Annotated in this window: 18 protein-coding genes; 12 read left to right on the top strand and 6 right to left on the bottom strand. The window is 46.1% G+C overall.

Annotation, left to right across the window (positions count from 1 at the left end):
* Positions 1-32 precede the first annotated feature (32 nt).
* The 6 genes from eutH to GYO_RS42245 all read left to right on the top strand — a co-directional run bounded on the left by eutH (position 33) and on the right by GYO_RS42245 (position 6,504).
* Positions 33-1,145: an ethanolamine utilization protein EutH gene (gene eutH / locus GYO_RS42270; RefSeq protein WP_014115748.1), complete on the top strand. Its 1,113-nt coding sequence runs from the start codon at positions 33-35 to the stop codon at positions 1,143-1,145.
* Between the two features lie 71 nt (positions 1,146-1,216).
* A complete protein-coding gene (locus GYO_RS42265) occupies positions 1,217-2,044 on the top strand; it encodes a DUF1206 domain-containing protein (RefSeq protein ID WP_014115747.1) in 828 nt (275 codons plus the stop codon).
* 134 nt (positions 2,045-2,178) lie between these two features.
* Positions 2,179-3,120, top strand: coding sequence for a DNA-binding transcriptional repressor DeoR (gene deoR, locus GYO_RS42260; protein WP_014115746.1), 942 nt, complete (start codon positions 2,179-2,181; stop codon positions 3,118-3,120).
* A 105-nt stretch (positions 3,121-3,225) separates the two neighbouring features.
* Positions 3,226-3,897 carry a deoxyribose-phosphate aldolase gene (gene deoC, locus GYO_RS42255; RefSeq protein ID WP_014115744.1) on the top strand — a complete coding sequence of 224 codons (672 nt, stop codon included), beginning with the start codon at positions 3,226-3,228 and terminating at the stop codon, positions 3,895-3,897.
* A 94-nt stretch (positions 3,898-3,991) separates the two neighbouring features.
* Positions 3,992-5,173 (top strand): nucleoside permease NupC, encoded by a 1,182-nt coding sequence (gene nupC, locus GYO_RS42250; protein WP_014115743.1) that lies wholly within the window; start codon positions 3,992-3,994, stop codon positions 5,171-5,173.
* Positions 5,174-5,202: 29 nt separating this feature from the next.
* The gene (locus GYO_RS42245) at positions 5,203-6,504 is read left to right on the top strand and encodes a pyrimidine-nucleoside phosphorylase (RefSeq protein WP_014115742.1); all 1,302 of its coding nucleotides are present in this window, start codon (positions 5,203-5,205) and stop codon (positions 6,502-6,504) included.
* 41 nt (positions 6,505-6,545) lie between these two features.
* Here GYO_RS42245 and GYO_RS42240 read toward each other — a convergent pair whose 3' ends face one another.
* The 6 genes from GYO_RS42240 to hutP all read right to left on the bottom strand — a co-directional run bounded on the left by GYO_RS42240 (position 6,546) and on the right by hutP (position 14,019).
* On the bottom strand, positions 6,546-7,973 hold the full coding sequence (locus tag GYO_RS42240) for an amino acid permease (protein ID WP_014115741.1): 1,428 nt from the start codon (positions 7,971-7,973) through the stop codon (positions 6,546-6,548).
* 75 nt (positions 7,974-8,048) lie between these two features.
* Positions 8,049-9,008, bottom strand: a complete 960-nt coding sequence (gene hutG / locus GYO_RS42235) for a formimidoylglutamase (protein ID WP_014115740.1) — start codon at positions 9,006-9,008, stop codon at positions 8,049-8,051.
* Positions 9,001-10,266 carry an imidazolonepropionase gene (gene hutI, locus GYO_RS42230; RefSeq protein WP_014115739.1) on the bottom strand — a complete coding sequence of 422 codons (1,266 nt, stop codon included), beginning with the start codon at positions 10,264-10,266 and terminating at the stop codon, positions 9,001-9,003. Before hutI ends, hutG begins: the two co-directional genes overlap by 8 nt.
* Positions 10,267-10,278: 12 nt before the next feature.
* Positions 10,279-11,937, bottom strand: coding sequence for a urocanate hydratase (hutU, locus tag GYO_RS42225; RefSeq protein WP_014115738.1), 1,659 nt, complete (start codon positions 11,935-11,937; stop codon positions 10,279-10,281).
* Positions 11,934-13,460 (bottom strand): histidine ammonia-lyase, encoded by a 1,527-nt coding sequence (gene hutH / locus GYO_RS42220; protein WP_014115737.1) that lies wholly within the window; start codon positions 13,458-13,460, stop codon positions 11,934-11,936. Before hutH ends, hutU begins: the two co-directional genes overlap by 4 nt.
* A 112-nt stretch (positions 13,461-13,572) precedes the next feature.
* Positions 13,573-14,019: a histidine utilization transcription antiterminator HutP gene (gene hutP, locus GYO_RS42215; protein ID WP_003243875.1), complete on the bottom strand. Its 447-nt coding sequence runs from the start codon at positions 14,017-14,019 to the stop codon at positions 13,573-13,575.
* 243 nt (positions 14,020-14,262) lie between these two features.
* Between hutP and GYO_RS42210 the strand changes: the two genes are divergently transcribed.
* The 6 genes from GYO_RS42210 to GYO_RS42185 all read left to right on the top strand — a co-directional run bounded on the left by GYO_RS42210 (position 14,263) and on the right by GYO_RS42185 (position 19,675).
* A complete protein-coding gene (locus GYO_RS42210) occupies positions 14,263-15,252 on the top strand; it encodes a Gfo/Idh/MocA family protein (RefSeq protein ID WP_014115736.1) in 990 nt (329 codons plus the stop codon).
* Between the two features lie 72 nt (positions 15,253-15,324).
* Positions 15,325-16,743 carry an arabinan endo-1,5-alpha-L-arabinosidase AbnB gene (abnB, locus tag GYO_RS42205; RefSeq protein WP_041521107.1) on the top strand — a complete coding sequence of 473 codons (1,419 nt, stop codon included), beginning with the start codon at positions 15,325-15,327 and terminating at the stop codon, positions 16,741-16,743.
* 306 nt (positions 16,744-17,049) lie between these two features.
* Complete coding sequence (locus GYO_RS42200) at positions 17,050-17,415, top strand: YwqH-like family protein (RefSeq protein ID WP_014115734.1); 366 nt, start codon at positions 17,050-17,052, stop codon at positions 17,413-17,415.
* Positions 17,416-17,426: 11 nt separating this feature from the next.
* Positions 17,427-17,696, top strand: a complete 270-nt coding sequence (locus tag GYO_RS42195) for a YwqI/YxiC family protein (RefSeq protein WP_014115733.1) — start codon at positions 17,427-17,429, stop codon at positions 17,694-17,696.
* A gap of 19 nt (positions 17,697-17,715) precedes the next feature.
* On the top strand, positions 17,716-19,332 hold the full coding sequence (locus GYO_RS42190; protein WP_014115732.1) for a ribonuclease YeeF family protein: 1,617 nt from the start codon (positions 17,716-17,718) through the stop codon (positions 19,330-19,332).
* Between the two features lie 16 nt (positions 19,333-19,348).
* Complete coding sequence (locus GYO_RS42185) at positions 19,349-19,675, top strand: Imm8 family immunity protein (RefSeq protein ID WP_041521106.1); 327 nt, start codon at positions 19,349-19,351, stop codon at positions 19,673-19,675.
* Positions 19,676-20,582 lie beyond the last annotated feature (907 nt).

The following is a 20,582-nucleotide window of genomic DNA, read 5'->3' as shown; positions in this document are numbered from 1 at the left end:
AAACCAATCATACGTTTGAAAAAGGAGAAACCATGACGGTGAATGACGCGGTTGTATTCATTTTGGCTGCCTTTTTACTATTGGGAGCGGCGGATTATTGTTTGGGAAACAGGTGGGGGCTTGGCGAGCGGTTTGCTGACGGCTTCAAGGCCATGGGGCCGCTGGCGCTGTCCATGATCGGAATTGTGTCGCTGGCACCCGTGCTAGCAGCTATCCTGATTCCCATCGTCTCTCCGGTTTATACAGCGATTGGCGCCGATCCTTCATCCTTTGCGAACACTATCTTGGCCATTGATATGGGAGGATATGCGCTCGCTGGAGAAATGGCGAAAGATCCACAGGCCGGATTGTTTTCATGGGTGTTTTTAGGAACGATGATGGGACCGGCTATTGTCTTCACAATTCCCGTCGCTCTAGGCATCATCGAAAAAGAGGATCACCCGTACTTTGCAAAAGGCATTTTAATCGGGCTGTGTACAGTGCCGATCGGGTGCTTAACCGGCGGATTATGCGCAGGCCTTAACATCATCATGATAGGTCAAAACCTCCTGATTCCGAGTCTTTTATCTGCTGTGATCGCTTTTGGATTATGGCGGTACACCGATATCATCATTCGGTTATTTCATCTCTTCGGGAAGGCTGTCAGTATGGTTGCAATTATCGGGCTTGCAGCTGTCTCCGTTGAAACGATGACTGGCATTGTGCTGATTCCAGGGATGGAAAACGTCGAAACAGGGATACAAACGACAGGGACCATCGCCATTGCGTTGGCAGGGGCGTTTCCGATGACCGCCTTTATCACAAAAGTCTTTAAAAAGCCTCTTCAGGCACTGGGGAGATGCTTTCATTTAGATGAGACAGCAACAGCAGGCTTGGTGACTTCTTTGGCTCATCATATTCCCATGCTGGCTTCATTAAAAGATATGACGCCGAGAGGAAAGGTCATCAATGTCGCGTTTGCGGTTAGCGCAGCCTTTGTGCTTGGCAGCCATCTCGGTTTTGTAGCCGGAATGAAAAAAGAAATGGCGGCTGCTATGATCATTGGAAAATTAGCGGGCGGAATCACAGCAGCCGCAGCGGCTGCTTGGATGACGCCTGCACAGTCAGCTGACCAGCAAAAACATGTCTCAGCCAGCCATAGCTAAGGCAGCAGCTGTTTCAATTTTGTCCAATCGGGAATGTTACAGTAAGGATTCTGTGAAAGAGGGTTGGACACATGGCCGTGAAAGACCAGTACATGTCAAAAATCAAACAGGAAACCAAGCCTTGGGTCAAGCGATTCGGGAGGCTTGGTTATTTTGCATTCGGCGGCGTGTTTATCCTGCTCGGGATTTTAGCATGTATGACGGCAGCTGGGGCGGGTGGCGCAAAAGATTCGAGCGGAGCGCTCCAAACGTTATCACGCATGCCGTACGGGTCATTCTTGCTTTTTTTCATTGGCGTCGGTCTCGTCGGTTATGTGATCTGGATGGTGCTGAGCGCGCTCAAGGACACGGAAGGCCACGGAACAAGCAGGCGCGGCCTGACGCGGAGAACAGGAAACTTTTTCAGCGCCGCCGTTTATGCATCCATTGCTTGGAATGCCTTGCGCTTTGTGTTTGGCCAAGGAGACGGCGGCACTTCAGAACAGACGTGGTCCGCTTATGTATTGGCCCAGCCGTTCGGCCAATGGCTCACAGGGCTTACGGGTGCGGGTTTTATCCTATTTGCGATCGTTCAATTTGTGAAGGGTGTCCGGGCTGCTTTTATGAAAGAATTCGATACGTCGAAAATGAACAAACACATGATATGCATCGCGAAAAACACCGGGCGCGCAGGCAATATCGCCCGGGCCATTATTTTCTCAGCTATCGGCTATTTTCTCATCAAGACAGCCATGACCGCTGAACCAGAGGATACAAGAGGCTTTGACGGTGCGCTCGCCGAACTCGCGCAGCAGCCGCATGGCAAAATGATTCTGTCTATATTAGCGTGCGGGCTGATCCTATATGGACTTTACGCCATTATGAAAGGGATTTATCAGCATATGACATGGGAGAAGTAAGCTCTGGACAGGTCCGTGTTTAGAGCGTTTTTCAGTTTCTCAGAAATCAGGTGGATGAAAGCTGGGGCCAGCCTGTATAATAAAAGCAAATCGAAAGCAGTTTCATCATGAACTGATCCAAAGGGAGGTGCAGAATGGATCGGGAAAAACAGCAATTAAGCATAGAAGCGGCTAGGCTTTATTATCAGTCAGACTACAGTCAGCAGCAAATTGCTGAGCAGCTCAACATTTCAAGGCCGACCGTTTCACGGCTGCTGCAATATGCAAAAGCAAAAGGGTTTGTCCAGATTCGCGTCTTGGACCCTTTTGAGGATTTGGATGCGCTCGGTTCCATGCTTGAAGAGAAATACGGGCTTCTCGAGGCGCATGTTGTATTTTCTCCGACACCTGATTATGCAGGAATTACACATGACCTAAGCCGCTATGGTGCAGAATATATGCATGAAACGGTGAAAGACGGCGACATTGTCGGTGTCAGCTGGGGAACCACGATGTATCAAATTGCGCAAAACATGCAGCCGAAGCAGGTAAAAGGCGTCGAGGTCGTCCAGCTGAAAGGCGGCATCAGCCATTCCCGGGTAAACACGTATTCCGCTGAAACAATTCAGCTGTTTGCAGAGGCATTTCAAACGATGCCGCGCTATCTCCCGCTTCCCGTCGTGTTTGATAATGCTGATGTGAAGAAAATGGTGGAGAAAGACCGTCATATTGAGCGGATCATCGAGATGGGCAAGCAGGCGAATATTGCTCTCTTCACGGTGGGAACTGTCCGTGACGAAGCGCTGTTGTTCCGGCTCGGATACTTTAACGAAGAAGAGAAAGCCCTGCTGAAAAAACAGGCCGTCGGGGATATCTGTTCACGCTTTTTTGATGCGAAAGGAAATATTTGCAGCAGAGCCATCAATGACCGGACCATCGGCGTTGAGCTTGAAGACCTTAGGCTGAAGGAACGCTCGATTTTAGTGGCCGGCGGGAGCAGAAAAGTGTCCTCCATACACGGTGCATTAACCGGAAAATATGCCAACGTTTTGATCATTGACCAGCATACTGCAAGGGCGCTTGTTAATGATTTGTGACACCTGCAAACCGATCGTTGAACAAAATTTCAATTACCAATTTACATATGTTCAAAAGTCGGTTATGCTAAAAAATATCTTAACAAAAAAGGAAGTGTGCGAAGGATGTCATTAGCTAACATAATTGATCATACAGCTTTGAAACCGCATACACAAAAAGCGGAGATTCTAACATTAATTCAAGAAGCAAAAACATACAAATTTGCTTCAGTATGTGTCAATCCGACATGGGTGGAGCTTGCTGCAAAAGAGCTTGAGGGAACTGGAGTTGACGTCTGTACGGTCATCGGCTTCCCGCTCGGTGCCAACACAACTGAAACAAAAGCGTTCGAAACAAAAGACGCGATTTCAAAAGGCGCCACTGAAGTGGACATGGTTATTAACATTGCGGCGTTGAAAGACAAAGAAGACGATATAGTTGAAGCGGATATCCGCGGTGTGGTGGAAGCTGCAGCCGGAAAAGCGCTTGTCAAAGTCATTATCGAAACGTGCCTTCTGACTGATGAAGAAAAAGAACGCGCGTGCCGTTTAGCGGTTTCTGCGGGAGCGGATTTCGTGAAAACATCAACGGGATTCTCTACAGGCGGCGCAACGAAGGAAGATATCGCCTTAATGCGCAAAACAGTAGGCCCTGATATCGGCGTGAAAGCATCCGGCGGCGTCAGAACGAAAGAAGATGTAGACACAATGGTCGAGGCGGGAGCGAGCCGAATCGGCGCAAGTGCAGGCGTTTCCATTGTAAAAGGCGAAAACGCATCAGGCGGAGACAACTATTAAGAAGTAGACGGAAGGCACATTGCTTTCCGTTACTCTTCTATCTTTTCTGGGGAAGTAGTTATTGTAAGCGAATACAAACAAAGGAGAAACACATATGAAGTATTTGATTGGGATAATCGGTTTGATCGTGTTTTTAGGCCTTGCGTGGATCGCAAGCAGCGGGAAAAAAAGAATTAAGATCCGCCCAATTGTTGTTATGCTCATTCTGCAATTTATTCTCGGCTACATTCTCCTCAATACCGGGGTAGGGAATTTCCTCGTAGGAGGATTTGCAAAAGGATTCGGTTACCTGCTTGAATACGCGGCAGAAGGAATCAACTTTGTGTTTGGCGGCTTGGTGAATGCGGATCAAACGACATTCTTTATGAACGTTCTCTTGCCAATCGTGTTTATTTCCGCCTTGATTGGGATTCTGCAAAAATGGAAGATCCTCCCGTTTATTATTAAATATATCGGCCTTGCCCTCAGCAAGGTAAACGGTATGGGAAGACTGGAATCGTATAACGCAGTTGCTTCAGCCATTTTAGGGCAGTCAGAAGTATTTATCTCCTTGAAGAAAGAACTCGGTCTTTTAAACCAGCAGCGCTTGTACACGCTTTGCGCTTCTGCGATGTCAACCGTATCAATGTCAATCGTCGGCGCGTATATGACGATGCTGAAACCGGAATATGTCGTAACGGCACTGGTCTTGAACTTATTTGGCGGTTTCATCATCGCTTCAATTATTAATCCTTATGATGTAAAAAAAGAAGAGGATATGCTTCGTGTCGAAGAAGAAGAAAAACAATCCTTCTTCGAGGTACTCGGAGAATACATCCTTGACGGCTTCAAAGTAGCGGTGGTCGTCGCTGCGATGCTGATCGGATTTGTTGCGATTATTGCCTTAATTAACGGCATTTTTAATGCAGTATTCGGTATTTCCTTCCAAGGCATTCTTGGATATGTGTTTGCTCCATTCGCTTTTCTTGTGGGTATCCCATGGAACGAAGCAGTTAATGCGGGAAGCATTATGGCAACAAAAATGGTATCGAATGAATTTGTTGCCATGACGTCGCTAACGCAAAACGGCTTCCATTTCAGCGGCCGTACAACAGCGATCGTATCGGTATTCCTTGTGTCATTTGCGAACTTCTCCTCGATCGGTATCATTGCCGGTGCCGTAAAAGGACTGAATGAAAAGCAAGGAAATGTTGTCGCTCGTTTTGGCCTGAAATTATTATACGGCGCTACGCTTGTCAGCTTTTTATCAGCAGCAATTGTGGGCTTAATTTACTGAACTTAATCGAAAAGGATCGGTGACCAAACATGAGAATGGTAGATATCATCATCAAAAAACAAAACGGAAAAGAACTCACCACTGAAGAAATTCAATTTTTCGTGAAAGGTTATACAGATGGAAGCATTCCTGATTATCAAGCAAGCGCGCTTGCTATGGCGATTTTCTTCCAGGATATGAGTGACCGTGAACGTGCGGACTTGACGATGGCTATGGTGAACTCCGGTGAAACGATTGATCTTTCTGCCATTGAAGGAATTAAAGTGGATAAACACTCCACCGGCGGCGTCGGCGACACGACAACACTCGTTCTCGCCCCGCTAGTTGCGGCTCTTGATGTGCCGGTTGCTAAAATGTCCGGCCGCGGCCTCGGCCATACGGGCGGTACGATTGATAAATTAGAGGCAATCGACGGCTTTCATGTGGAACTGTCGAAGGACGAATTTATTAAGCTTGTGAACCGCGACAAGGTCGCCGTCATCGGCCAAAGCGGCAATTTAACGCCGGCTGATAAAAAACTGTACGCGCTTCGTGATGTAACGGGAACGGTCAATTCCATTCCGCTGATCGCAAGCTCGATTATGAGCAAAAAAATCGCTGCCGGGGCGGACGCTATCGTGCTTGACGTAAAAACGGGAGCGGGCGCCTTCATGAAAACAGAAGAAGACGCAGCTGAACTTGCCAAAGCGATGGTTCGTATCGGCAATAACGTCGGCCGCCAAACAATGGCTGTCATTTCTGACATGTCCCAGCCGCTCGGCTTTGCGATCGGAAATGCGCTTGAAGTCAAAGAAGCAATCGACACGCTCAAAGGCGAGGGCCCTGAGGATCTTCATGAGCTTGTCTTAACGCTCGGAAGCCAAATGGTTGTGCTTGCGAAAAAAGCTGATACATTGGACGAAGCGAGAACGAAGCTGGAAGAAGTCATGAAAAACGGCAAAGCGCTTGAAAAATTCAAGGACTTCCTCAAAAACCAAGGCGGCGACAGCTCGATTGTTGACGATCCATCTAAGCTTCCGCAAGCTGCATACCAAATTGATGTGCCTGCCAAAGAAGCCGGTGTTGTCTCCGAAATTGTCGCGGACGAAATCGGCGTCGCAGCAATGCTGTTAGGTGCCGGACGCGCCACAAAAGAAGATGAAATTGACTTAGCCGTCGGCATCATGCTCCGCAAAAAGGTCGGCGACAAGGTAGAAAAAGGCGAGTCTCTTGTTACGCTTTACGCCAACCGCGAAAACGTCGATGAAGTCATCGCAAAAGTCTATGACAACATCCGTATCGCAGCGGAAGCGAAGGCGCCGAAACTGATTCATACGTTGATTACGGAATAAAAATAAAGCACATCCCATCTGAGTGGGGTGTGCTATTTTGATTAAAGGATATGATCGATCTGATATTCTTCTTGGTTGATTTTTTTTGCTTTCTCAACCTTTCTTTTGAAATAGAAGATGAGATAGCATAGGATGATACAAGGAATTCCGCAGAATAGTGCGATTCTTTGATTGGGATCAAAAGCAAGACCGATACAAGAAGCTGAACATAATAAAAGAGCGGCTATAGGCATAAGAGGATAAAGCGGCGTGCGAAATGTCAGATCTTTTACATTCCCCCCTTTTTTAAGAAATCTCTTTCGAAACAAGAGTTGAGACAACGCAATACTCATCCAGACCACGACTCCTGCAAATCCAGCAATCGCTACCATCACCACATATACAGTTCCGGGCGCCACGATACTGGAAACGAGAGATAAACAAGATACGGCCATACTGATCATTAAGGCATTTAAGGGAATGCTTTTAGATGTGACTTTCTTAAAACGGGAGCTGATCATGTTTTCGTTTGCTAACGACCACATCATACGGGTTGAAGCATATAGGCCCGAGTTGGCGACGGACAGCAAGGCAGTTAATATGACGAAATTCATAATATCAGCGGCGTAAGGGATTCCGATCTCCGCAAATACGGCTACAAACGGGCTTTCAATCACGCCTGCTTCTTTCCATGAAATCAGCCCGGATAATACGAAGACAGCGCCAATGAAAAAAATGACTGTTCTCCATGCAACATTACGGATGGATCGCGGAATATCCTTTTGAGGATTTGCTGATTCTCCGGCTGTGACTCCGATTAATTCTGTACCGGAAAAGGCGAAGCTCACAGATATCATGGCGATAAAAACGGCGAGAAAACCATTCGGAAACAACCCTCCATGACCTGTGAAATTTGACAACATAGGAGCATCTGCCGTCCCGTTTAAAGAGATCAAACCAAACATGGCGGCTCCTCCTAAAATGATAAATAAAATGATCGTGACAATCTTCACGCTGGAAAACCAGAATTCGGTTTCCGCAAATAGCTTGACTGAAAATGCATTGCATATGAAAAGGAGAGCTGCAAAAACCGCACTCCACATCCATACGCTGCTGTCAGGAAACCAGCGCTGCATAAGAATACCTGATGCGGTAAACTCAGAACCTACCGTCACCACCCAATTCACCCAGTACATGATGCCGACCATAAAACCGGTAGATGGCCCGATGAATGTGGTAGCATATTTTTGAAAAGATCCGGTCACCGGCATGGCGACCGACAATTCACCGAGACATTGCATGACGAGGTACATCATCAACCCGCCGATTAAATAAGCGAGTATCGTACCGCCGGGTCCAGCTTGGTTTAACGTATAACCCGTGCTGAGGAAAAGCCCTGTCCCTATGACGCCTCCCAATGAGATCATAAATAAGTGCCTGCTTTTCATCGTGCGTTTTAGCTGTTGGCCGCTGTTCTCCTGAAGATCCACCGTCTCGCCCTCCTTTTAGCTGCCATTCATTAGGCAGATGAGTTTCTCATACCCAAAATACAACCTGCCAGAAGATCACTTGAATGGGGAGTGTTTCATTCCTTTTAATGCGTGTAACAGAACGTGAGCTGCGGCTCTGCTTGTCATATCTCGAAAATCGAGGGTAGGATCAACTTCAACGATTTCAATCCCGGCAACATTGGGCTGTTGTGCGATGTACTTGACTGCTTCGAGCAATTCGTCTGTATAGAGGCCGCCCGGGCCAATCGCTGGACAGCCGGGTGCATGGGACTGGTCTAAGACATCCATATCAACGGATATAAAAATGGAGTCTGTTCTTGTTTGAATGGCAGGCAAAATCTCTTTTATCGTCGGGACTAGTCCTTTTTCACGAATCATGCCCATTGTGTGAATGTTCACGTTGTGTTTTTTTGCATATGCTTCATATGCCTGACTGTTGCTGAATTCTCTGATACCCAGCTGGATCAAATGTTGGCCTTCAATGATCTCTTCATCCAAAAGGCGGCGGAAGGGGGTGCCGTTTGTCGGCCCCCCGTCCTCCGTATTTCGAACATCGTGATGGGCATCAAATTGAATCACTGCTGCCGTTCCTTTTGTTTGTGCTATCGCTTTTATGGTGGAGTAGCTGATTGAGTTATCTCCCCCGAGTATGAGCGGCACCCAATCTGGATGGTCCGAAAGCAGAGCGTGCATGGTATGGAAGATTTGTTGATGTGACTTTACGATATCAGTTACATGAATATCGATATCCCCCAGATCGTAAAGAAAATCTGATACGACATGTCCTTCAAGCTCCGCAGAATAGGCCGATGAATGTTTTAGTGCCTGGCGGATTGTTCCGGGAGCAAAGGAAGCGCCTGAATGACTGATAGAGGATTTTGATAGAGGGACACCTATCAATGCCGGCCCTTTAATGCTTTGGCCGTCCCATTTTGATATCAGGTCGCTCATTTTTGTGACATCCCGGTCTTTAAACGAAGAACCTGCCTCTCTGAGAAAAGGGTATTTATCCAAGAATGGCTCCCTCCCTGTTGACTACAATTGTTCCGTTTTTCATGACTTGGTGTACATGATTGACGCCGTAGTGATACGGAATATACATATAGTTCGAGGCTTGCCAAATGACAAGATCAGCTGATCGGCCGGCTTTGAGCTGACCGGCTTCTTCTCCTTTTCCTATGGCGTGTGCGGCATTGACTGTGACCGCATGCCATATTTCTTCCGCAGTCATTTTCAGATGAAGCGCGGCAATCGACATGATCAGCTGGATATTTTCAGTCGGCGAGCTGCCAGGATTAAAATCCGTTGCCAAGCTGACACATACACCTTCATCAATCATAGCTCTTGCCCTGGCGTATGTGCTTTTGCCAAGATAAAATGTCGTGCCCGGCAAGAGGACGGCGATCGTTCCTGCCTCAGCCAATTTCTTTATGCCTTCGTCTGAGGCACCTACCAAATGGTCGGCTGAGATAGCCTTTAGCTCACCCGCTAATTCAGCTCCTCCAAGCGGATCGATTTCATCTGCGTGTATTTTTAACCCGAATCCCGCCTCAGCCGCTTTTCTTAAATATCTGCGGGATTGACTGACGGTAAAAACGCCTGTTTCTGTAAAAATATCTGCAAAGCTGGCGAGCTCTTGCTCTTTGATTTCCGGCAAAAGGCAAAGCATTTGATCCAGAAATTCATCCGGATTGTGTTGATATTCGGGAGGTATCGCATGGGCTCCCATAAACGTGGAGACAAGGTCAACAGGCTGGTTTTCATGCAGTTTTTTTGCGACACGCAATTGCTTCAGCTCTGTTTCTTTTTCCAAGCCATAGCCGCTTTTCACTTCAGCCGTGGTCGTGCCGTAGGACAGCATTCTTTGCAGGTGAAAATGGCCTTTTTGCAGCAGCTCTTCCTCTGAAGCCGCCCTAGTGTCTTTGACAGTAGACAGAATCCCGCCGCCCTGCGCCAGAATATCTAAATAGGAGATGCCCTGAAGCTTAAGATTCATCTCCTTTTCCCGAGATCCGCCAAATACAAGATGGGTGTGCGGATCAACGAGGCCCGGCGTTACAAGCCGTCCCGAACAGTCAATGATTTCGTCTGCCTCATAACCGGCTTCAGCCCCTTTTTTTCCGGCGAACACAATCTTCTGTTCATGGATGCCGACAACAGCGTCTTCGATCATATGAAGATCCTGCATGCTTTTGCCCGCACGGGGGCCGCTGCTTTCCATCGTTAAAAGCTGACCAATGTTAATGAGCATCGTATCAATTTGTTTCGGCATGTCATCACTCCTTTATTTTTGCATCGGCACGATAATGTCCTGTTCATTCGCTACTTCAACGGCACGTTCATAACCCGCATCCGCATGACGGATAATGCCCATTCCCGGGTCGCTCGTTAAGACTCTGGCAAGCCGCTCGTCAGCCAGCTCACTTCCATCAGCAACCGCGACCATGCCGGCATGCAGGGAATAGCCCATTCCAACGCCTCCGCCATGGTGGAAGGAAACCCAGCTTGCACCCGCCGCCGTATTGACAAGCGCATTTAGCACAGCCCAATCGCCGACAGCATCACTTCCGTCCTTCATCGCTTCTGTCTCCCGGTTTGGAGAGGCGACAGACCCGCAGTCCAAATGATCTCTTCCAATGACGACAGGCGCTTTTAGCTCTCCGTTTCTAACCAACTCGTTAATGGCGAGGCCCATCTTTTTTCGTTCTCCATATCCAAGCCAGCAAATACGGGACGGCAAGCCTTGGAACGTGACTTTTTCCTGTGCCATATCAATCCAGCGGTGAAGGGCTTTATGTTCCGGGAACAGTTCTTTTAATAACGCATCCGTACGGTAAATATCTGCCGGATCACCGGAAAGCGCCGCCCAGCGGAACGGTCCTTTTCCTTCGCAGAATAAGGGGCGAATGTAGGCAGGGACAAACCCCGGAAAATCGAAGGCATTCTCCAGCCCTTCATCCTTTGCGACTTGCCGGATATTGTTGCCGTAGTCAAATACAACAGAGCCCTTTTGTTGAAAGGCCAGCATGGCTTCCACATGTTTTTTCATGCTTTGCTTCGCAAGGCGCACGTAAAGGTCTGGATTGTCTTGACGCAAACGGTCAGCTTCATCAAGTGAATAGCCCTCGGGAACATAACCGATTAAAGGGTCATGGGCAGATGTCTGATCCGTCACAATATCAATTTTGACGCCTCGGTTCAAAAGTGTGTGATGAACCTCAGCCGCGTTTCCGAGAAGAGCGATGGACAAAGGTTTTCCTGCCAGCTTTGCCTCTTCAGCCCACGCTAATGCTTCCTCAATCGAGGCTGTTTTACGGTCGCAGTATTTTGTTTCGATGCGCTTGTCGATGCGTTTCTCATCAACCTCAACGGCAATGACGACTCCTTCATTCATCGTGACAGACAGCGGCTGGGCGCCTCCCATTCCGCCGAGCCCGGCTGTCAGCGTCAATGTTCCTTTTAAACTTCCTCCGAAATGCTGTCTCGCCAGCTCAGCGAAGGTTTCATAGGTTCCTTGCAATATGCCTTGTGAGCCAATGTAAATCCAGCTGCCTGCCGTCATTTGCCCGTACATCATTAACCCTTTTTTCTCAAGCTCGTGGAAATGCTCCCAGTCCGCCCACTTCGGAACAAGAACAGAATTTGCTAAAAGCACGCGCGGGGCCTGCGGGTGTGTACGGAACATGCCAACGGGCTTTCCGGATTGCACGAGCAATGTTTCATCATTTTTTAGTGTTTTCAAGGAATGCTCAATGGCGTGAAAAGCGTCCCAATCCCGTGCGGCTTTGCCAATCCCGCCGTATACGATGAGGTCCTCCGGCTTCTCGGCGACTTCCGGATCAAGGTTGTTTCGAAGCATCCGAAGCACCGCCTCTTGCTCCCACCCTAAGCATTCAAGCTCTGTTCCCCTGTTGGCACGGATTGATTTTTTTACATCAGTCATATGTTCATCCCCCTCAGTTCTTCATTTTGATGATCTGGTAATAAAGATTCCTTCTTCAGCCAGTCCGTCAAGCGTTCAATGTCATACGAAAACACACGGTCCTGCTGAATGGACGGCACGACTTTTCTCATTTCCTGAAAAAGCTGTTTGGTATAGGACGCTGCATGTTCTATGCCTCTGTATTCAACCGCCTGCAATGCGCAAATCGCTTCGATCGCAATGACTCTTCTTGCATTCGCGATCACCTGATAAGCATGCCGAGCGGCGATGGTTCCCATGCTGACATGGTCCTCTTGGTTTGCGGATGACGGAATAGAATCCACACTTGCAGGATGGGCCAGTGTTTTATTTTCAGAAACGAGTGAGGCCGCGGCATACTGCATGATCATTGCACCGGATTGCAGACCGGGATGAGGGCTTAGGAACGGCGGCAGGTCATTCAGCTGTGGATTTACAAGTCTCTCGATCCGGCGCTCTGCGATATTCGCAAGCTCTGAAATTGCGATTTTCAGAAAATCCATGGCAAAGGCAATCGGCTGTCCGTGAAAGTTTCCGCCAGAGATGACTTTGTCACCATCATTGAAAATGAGAGGATTGTCCGTAGCTGCATTCATTTCAATCTCTAATTTTTCTTTGACATAGCCTAACGTCTGCCAAGTCGCACCGTGTACCTGCGGAATACAGCGCAATGAATATGCATCCTGTACCCGCAGTTCTCCTTGGGAGGTTGTCAGGCTGCTGTCAGATAGATAGAAACGTATTCGTTCTGCGACATCGATCTGCTCCTGATAGCCGCGGGCTAAGTGAATATCCTCGTCAAAGGCATCTATAATTCCTCGCAGCCCTTCAATCGTTAAGCTGGCAATGCGCTCAGTTTGATAGGCTAGTTTTTCAGCTTCAATGTATGAGACCACACCCATAGCGGTCATGGCCTGAGTCCCGTTAATCAAGGCAAGCCCTTCCTTGGATGTCAGCGTTACCGGCTGAATACCGGCTTTTTTCAATCCCGTCATTGCTGGCATTCTTTCCCCCTCAAAAAAGACTTCTCCTTGGCCGATCAGCGCAAGTGCCAGATGGGAAAGCGGTGCCAGATCCCCGCTTGCGCCAAGTGATCCCTGCTGGGGGATGACAGGATGGACGCGTTTATTTAAAAAAGCAAGCAATTGTTCAATCAGCTCAGCACGTACACCGGAAAACCCTTTTAACAGCGCATTGGCGCGTAAAAGCAGCATTGCTCTGGAAACACATTCAGGAAAAGGGTCGCCGACACCGCAGGCATGAGAAAGGATTAAATTCAGCTGCAGCGCCGCCGAGTCTTCTTTCTGAATCAGGACATCACTGAACTTGCCAAATCCGGTGGTAATGCCGTAGATTGTCTTTTCTTCGTGAACAATCCGTTCCACTGCCGCTCTGCTTTTTTTTACGCGCTCCATACTTTCTTCAGAAGCCGCTGCTTCTTCAAAATCAAACAGCACACGCGCGACGTCGGTTGTTGTCAATGAAGAACCGTCTAAAATCACCATAAGTCCAACTCCTTTGTCTTTACTTTGGTAAAGCGCCCATACAAAAAGGGGCTATGCTGTGAAAATCTGTTTTCACGCATAGCCCCCTATCGCCTAAGATCTATGGGCTGTTTCATATGTGATTGATTCCAACGCCGAATGTCTCATGCTCAAGTCCTTTGATCGGCGCCCCAATTGTTCCATAAAGCGAGACAGCGATCCAATCGCCTTCTGCTTCACTTTCATAAGGATTTCCCCTCAAAACGGCAAACCTCAAGCCCACCGTCCGAAGCAGCGATCCAAGCAGCATTTCACCTCTGGTCACGCCATGCAAAGCCTCCATCGTCGCATGATAAAGCGCATGTGACTCGCGATAACCCTCAGATTGAATGACACCGCTCTTTTTGGAAGCGGTTTCAATTGCGGCTACTACTTTATGCGCGTCCATTGATCCTACCTTGCCGAGACAGACCTTCCATCCATCTCGCTCCAGCTCCTCGACCTGTGTACTCTCTTCCGCCTCATTCAGCAGCAGAAGAACAGACAGCCGGCCGATCCGACGCTCTTTATGCAGTGTCATATGAATCACTCAATTCCTAAAAATTCTGATAACTATTAACTGAGTATTATATTAATTGGTTCAGCAGCAGAAGTCAAAAGGTTTTTTACAGTCTTTAACAAGTTAGATTGCTATTGTAATAGCGTGACGCAGAAAGCAGGACGGGTTTTCTTTCAGCACATTGCACACCGTAGCCAGACAGGAGTGCGGGCGGCTGCTGTCGTACTCTAGATATAAATTTCAATAAAAGAGGAGCGAAGTGCAGTGAAGAGCTTAAATTGGGGAATCATCGGACTTGGCGCAATCGCTTCAGATTTCGCCAAAGCACTGAGAGAAGTAAACGGAACGGTCTATGCCGCAGGGTCACGAAACTTAGACAAAGCAAAGAAGTTCGCCAAGGAGCATCATGTCGATAAAGCATACGGCAGCTATGAAGAACTGCTGCAAGATGAGAATGTCGATATTGTCTACATTGCCACTCCGCATTCCAATCACTATGAATATATGATGAAATGCCTTCAGCATCACAAGCATGTTCTTTGTGAGAAGGCCATTACCGTCAATGCGAGACAGCTAAAGGAGATCATCAGCATGGCTCAAGAAAAACAGCTGATTGTGTCTGAAGCGATGACCATCTACCATATGCCGCTATACAAAAAACTCCGTGAGATTGTGAAGGCGGGTCGCATCGGGCCTCTTAAAATGGTTCAAGTCTCCTTTGGAACGCGCAAGCCATACGACGTCACAAATCGGTTCTTTAATAAAGAACTGGCTGGCGGCGCACTACTAGACACGGGAGCCTATGCGCTCGCTTTCGCAAGGTACTTTCTCACGAGCCAGCCAAATGAGATCCTCAGCACGGCCAAGCCGACTGACACAGGTGTAGACGAGCAGTCAGGCATGATTCTAAAAAACGCAGACAACGAAATGGCTGTCATATCACTGACAATGAGGGCGAAAATGCCAAAAAGAGGCGTAGTTGCCGGAGAAAATGGCTTTATCACAGTCGACGACTTGACAAGGCCGGACAAAGCGTTCATTACGTACGCAAATGGAAAAACAGAGATGATGAAAGAAGGAGAAACGGCAAAAGGGTTGAACTATGAAGTAGAGGATATGCAAGCAGCAGTCCTGCATCAAACAGACAGCCAGACCATCAGTCTCTCCCTGGATGTCATGAGCATCATGGACAATGTAAGAGAACAGTGGGGAATTACCTACCCGTTTGAATATGAAAACATCCGGCTTTTATGACGGGCCGGGGTTCCTTCATAGAAAAATGTAAGCGTTTAAAAATTTAATGAAAAAGAGAGGCGAATTGTGTAGATGTTGAATCGATTGTTCCGTGTATGTTTTCTTGCAGCCCTTATCATGGCCTTCACCCTGCCAAACCCCGTCTATGCACAAAAGGCAGAAAAACCCGTATTTACAGAAGTCAGCGTCCATGACCCTTCCATCATTGAGACAAACGGCACCTTTTATGTATTTGGATCTCATCTCGCTTCAGCAAAAACAAATGACCTCATGCAATGGCAGCAGCTGACCACCAGTGTAAGCAACGACAATCCTCTGATTCCGAATGTCTACGAAGAATTAAAAGATACCTTCGAATGGGCGCAATCTGATACCCTGTGGGCGGCTGACGTCACACAGCTGGCGGATGGAAAATACTACATGTACTACAACGCCTGCCGCGGCGACTCGCCTAGATCCGCCATGGGTGTCGCTGTCGCAGATAACATCGAAGGCCCATACAAAAACAAAGGCATCTTTTTGAAATCAGGCATGGAAGGAACAAGCGATGATGGAACACCGTATGACGCGACCAAACATCCGAATGTCGTAGACCCGCATACCTTCTTTGATAAAAACGGCAAGCTGTGGATGGTGTATGGATCATACTCAGGCGGCATTTTCATTCTTGAAATGAATCCGAAAACGGGCTTCCCGCTTCCTGGGCAGGGATACGGGAAAAAACTGCTCGGCGGCAACCACAGCAGAATTGAAGGCCCATATGTTCTCTACAATCCAGACACCCAATACTACTATTTATACCTATCATATGGCGGTCTCGACGCAACAGGCGGCTACAACCTCCGTGTGGCCCGCTCCAAAAAACCGGACGGCCCTTACTATGACGCAGAAGGCAACTCGATGCTTGACGTCCGCGGAAAAGAAGGAACATTCTTCGACGACCGTTCCATTGAACCGTACGGCGTCAAACTCATGGGCAGCTATTCATTTGAGACAGAAAAAGAAAAAGGAACCGGTTACGTCTCACCAGGCCACAATTCCGCATATTATGACGAAAAAACCGGACGCTCCTATTTAATCTTCCACACCCGCTTCCCGGGCAGAGGTGAAGAACACGAAGTCAGAGTCCACCAAATGTTCATGAACAAAGACGGCTGGCCGGTAACAGCGCCATATCGTTACGCAGGAGAAACACTGAAAGAAGTTAAACAAAAAGACATCACAGGAACATACAAACTCATCCAGCACGGAAAAGACATTTCAGCCGACATCAAAAAAACCATCAACATCCAGCTCAACAAAAACCATACCATTTCCGGGGACATGACCGGAACATGGCAGAAAACCGGAAAAAATACAGCTGAACTTACGTTAGCCGGCAAGAAGTATAGCGGAGTGTTTTTACAGCAGTGGGATTCGGTGAGAGAGAAGAACGTGATGACGTTTAGTGTATTGAATGTGCGCGGTGAGACTGTTTGGGGATCTAAATAAGATGGAGAATCGCCTTCGAGAGAAGGCGTTTTTTATGATCTTTATTGACTATAAGTAACGGTTAAGAGTGAGAAAAAACTAGAAATGGTAGTGAGGTTGAAGGCCTAAACAAAAAGACCCCCTTTATGATTATCATCCCCCTTATAAAATCATATAAATCGAATTTTTAGCAATTTAGAACCGGGATAACTCTCCTTAAGACAGACCCTTTTACCTATTTATCCAATATGACCCATCATGTAATATGAAAATAGTCTGTATTGTAAAGAATTGACACAGTTTGATAGAAACATGAGGTGTTGCGGCATGCATAGTGAAATGTTGTTACATTCGGTAAAAGCCGACTTACATGAAAAGCAGGAACAGATCCATCAGTTAAAACGAGTGCTGCACGAAATCAGGCAAATCAAACACGATTTTTCTGAGGCCCAGCATCTCATTCACCGGCCTCATCTCACCCCGGATGCATGGAGAGGAACACATGCTGAGCGGTTTGAAGATATTCGTGAAGGAATGAACAAAGCATATCATCAAATTAAAAGCGAACAGGTCAGTGGAATTATCGAAAGCATCGAAGGGAAAATCCACTCATTAGAGGGCGATGTCTATTCCATAAGACGCCAAATTACGAGGATAGAGCATGAAATAGAGAAGGACAAACATAAAAAGTGAGGTGAGCACAAATGGCACAGGAAATTAAAATGATCTATGGCACAGTGAAGCAAGGGCTCTCTCAGCTCAAGAATTCAGCTGAACTCAAATCCTCCTTGCCCGGCCATATCTCAGGCAGAAATCATTTGAATGTTGTGAAGTCCATCGAGCAATTAAATGAGGACATCAAAGAGCTCACTGAAGCATATGCGTCCGTTCTGGCCAAGCATATTGCACAAACTGAAAGTGCAGTAAATGCCATGAAGGAAACGGATAAAAACATATCATCTTCCATGAAATAAAGCGCGGGAGGACAAGGGATTGAAAACATTAGATGTCCACGCTCTTCACGAGGGCATTCAGCATACGATTGAGAAACTGGACAAGCAAAAACAGCAGCTGGAGAAGCTGGAAAAAAGCGTTGAGCATCTGGCAGGCATGAAGGATGCGTTAAAAGGAAAAGGCGGAGATGCGATCCGGACTTTTTACGAGGAGTGCCACAAGCCTTTTCTCCTTTTCTTTGGCATATTTATCGACGAATATAAAAAAGTGCTGAAACAAACACAGCATGCGATTTCCTCTGTAGAATCTGACTCCCATGGCATGATCGCAGAGGCTTTTCTCTCACACGATGCGAGACACGGGGTCAAGCATGCACGAGAAGTGACAGAGCAGCTCACTGACGCAGTCAATCGCCAGACATCAGCCATCGACCACATCGTCAGCCTGCCGACAGTCAATGATACCTTTTTCCGAATGGAAACAGAACAGGCTGAGCGACTGATTTCGGACACCCTGAACAAGCTCTTTCAATTTGACGGTCAGCAAACCCAAGCACTAGAAACCGCAAAATCAGATTTTCAAACGATGAAAAAGTATATCGATCAGCTCGAAACGATGTACACAGGGCCGAAAATTGAAATTACAGGGTACAAAAGCGGCTCGATTTTGAAATCACAGGAAGAAGAAAAGATCAACCAAACCTTCGGCGGCATAAACTCGCAAATGAAGCAGGCGGATGATTCACCGATGGAGTTGATGTTGAAGAAGCTGGAGAAACATAAGCAGTCCAACGTTGATACCGTGATGAAGGATGGCAAACAACAGAAGATCGAGCGTGAGATTCATGCTGATGATAGTAACTTAACTGTATTACAGAAAGAAGCAGCAGCCCATCCGAAAGTCTATGGAGACATACGGGTGATAAATGATAAACTATATAATCATAAAGGATTAAAAAAGATAGATACGATAGAAGTGATTGACGAACTAACTCGTGATACTGCAAGCATCGACTACGTCGGCGGCAAATATTTTGTATATGAAAACGGCCAAATTGTGAGAGAATTCTACGCTGGAGGGAAAAAGCGGCTAGAAGAAGTTTCTTACATACCAGAGGATAAAGTAGGCGGAGCTAAGTCATTGGATTCATTTCTGGCTGGAACGCAGTATGAATTTATTGAGTGGGTAAGTCCTCAGGGCGCTGTTAAAAAATTGGCGGTTCGAGGCGGGAAGCGTGTTGTCACAGATGTGGCTAAGCATGTTGCGGAGAAAGATATAAAGGGAGATGTAAAGAAGAAAACTCCTAAGGGTAGCGTTAATAGTAAGTGGTGGCATCCCGGATATGTAGATAATTTAAGCTCTTCCCAAACTGTTATAGGAATAAAAAATTCACCCAAAGGTTTATCAACCCTTGGTAGTTCAACACGTCAGAATGCACTAGATGCAGGAAAAGGATGGGTTGGTGAAGGAGCAGAAAAAATGTATGATAAAGCAGGAAATTTTTTAGGGTACAAAAGTGTAGATAAAATGAGAGCTTTTAGATTGCAATATAAACCAAAAGAAAAAATGTGGAGAGCAAACTTTACTGAAAATGAAATTACGGTTGTAGGATCAAAAACAGAATTAAGAAATGTACATGTTGATATTTTAGATTAAAAGGTGGGATATAATTATGTTAGAAATTAAAGCTTTAACTAAGGATTATGAAAATTGGGGTGAAGACGCTGATGATTTCTACGTTTCATTTGAACTTGATGTAGGATTGCACGATATACCAGGTGCTTCTGATTTGTTTACTTTTAACGTTCTTAGCCCTAAAAGATTGGATAAGATACTTGAAAGTACTGAAATTGAATTAGGGCATGGATATTTCATAATGAGAGATTTTAATATAAAAACTGTCAATTCTACTGTAGAGACTATTATGAATAAATGTAAAGACGATGACTATGATAAGTATGTGAATAATTTATCTCAATATTTTAAATTACAAGGATAACACCAAAAGAGTTGTTGGCATAGAAACACATTCGCTTATAGTTATACTAAAAGAATATGAAGATATCGAAACTGAGATCTATATCGGACTTAATACAAATGTTATATGATAATTTAAGATAAAATAACTAAGAGTTTTTCAAGTTAGAAGATATTCCTGATTATAAATATCTCACTTCAAACTATATTTTAATTGAATAGTTTTCAGGGCCTTACGGTTTGCTTCCTAGTAAATCCAGCTTTAGAGTAGTAACTGTTTTACCTTGATTGGCAAAGTGCCTTTCAAGGTTTTTTAAAATAACTTTTGGGTGGACAAAGCAAGTCCTATCTTGAGTTTTAAAAACTCAAAATGATAAGTGAGGGGTTTTATTAAAAACTGAATTTGATGAAACTAGCAAAGAAGATTGTGGACTATACTTTCGAGTTTTGGGTAATGAGATAAAACTTCAGAGAGTAGAAGTTAGCGATGTGTAGCGAAACAAAGCTTAAAAAACAGGTCGAGAAAGTTATTGATTTAGATTAGAAAAAAAGAGTTTAGTAAATCAAGAAGATCATAACTATTTAAATACTCTTTTTAAGAAGTTTGTAGGCGAATTTTTAAATGATAATGAGAACATAGAAAAAATAAAACAACAAACTTTTGTAAAAGGAGCTTTACGTGCATATTTTGAAAACTTTCTAGTTGATAGCTATCAAAAACCTCTTGTGGTAGAGCGCTAGATAAATTAAAAACAATGTTATTTAAATAGTAAATTAGTAGTTCAAAAACCAAAAATGAAAGCGTTGACATCCTCTAAATCTAGTGCTAAAGTATACCTACAAACAAATACAGCGACCCGTCAGGATTGTTACTGCGAAAGCAGGCAAAACCTAAATGGTGCAGGTGCAGGAGGAGACTCTGGCAATCT

Source organism: Bacillus spizizenii TU-B-10 (genome assembly GCF_000227465.1).
GTDB lineage: Bacteria > Bacillota > Bacilli > Bacillales > Bacillaceae > Bacillus > Bacillus spizizenii.
Note: the sequence above shows the minus strand (reverse complement) of the source record. Positions and strands in the feature narration are given on the sequence as shown.

Coding starts and splice junctions, on each gene's coding strand:
- eutH (WP_014115748.1), top strand. CDS start 33: ATGACGGTGAATGACGCGGTTGTATTCATTTTGGCTGCCTTTTTACTA.
- GYO_RS42265 (WP_014115747.1), top strand. CDS start 1,217: ATGGCCGTGAAAGACCAGTACATGTCAAAAATCAAACAGGAAACCAAG.
- deoR (WP_014115746.1), top strand. CDS start 2,179: ATGGATCGGGAAAAACAGCAATTAAGCATAGAAGCGGCTAGGCTTTAT.
- deoC (WP_014115744.1), top strand. CDS start 3,226: ATGTCATTAGCTAACATAATTGATCATACAGCTTTGAAACCGCATACA.
- nupC (WP_014115743.1), top strand. CDS start 3,992: ATGAAGTATTTGATTGGGATAATCGGTTTGATCGTGTTTTTAGGCCTT.
- GYO_RS42245 (WP_014115742.1), top strand. CDS start 5,203: ATGAGAATGGTAGATATCATCATCAAAAAACAAAACGGAAAAGAACTC.
- hutI (WP_014115739.1), bottom strand. CDS start 10,266: ATGCCGAAACAAATTGATACGATGCTCATTAACATTGGTCAGCTTTTA.
- hutU (WP_014115738.1), bottom strand. CDS start 11,937: ATGACTGATGTAAAAAAATCAATCCGTGCCAACAGGGGAACAGAGCTT.
- hutH (WP_014115737.1), bottom strand. CDS start 13,460: ATGGTGATTTTAGACGGTTCTTCATTGACAACAACCGACGTCGCGCGT.
- hutP (WP_003243875.1), bottom strand. CDS start 14,019: ATGACACTGCATAAAGAGCGTCGGATCGGCCGGCTGTCTGTTCTTCTG.
- abnB (WP_041521107.1), top strand. CDS start 15,325: ATGTTGAATCGATTGTTCCGTGTATGTTTTCTTGCAGCCCTTATCATG.
- GYO_RS42200 (WP_014115734.1), top strand. CDS start 17,050: ATGCATAGTGAAATGTTGTTACATTCGGTAAAAGCCGACTTACATGAA.
- GYO_RS42195 (WP_014115733.1), top strand. CDS start 17,427: ATGGCACAGGAAATTAAAATGATCTATGGCACAGTGAAGCAAGGGCTC.
- GYO_RS42185 (WP_041521106.1), top strand. CDS start 19,349: ATGTTAGAAATTAAAGCTTTAACTAAGGATTATGAAAATTGGGGTGAA.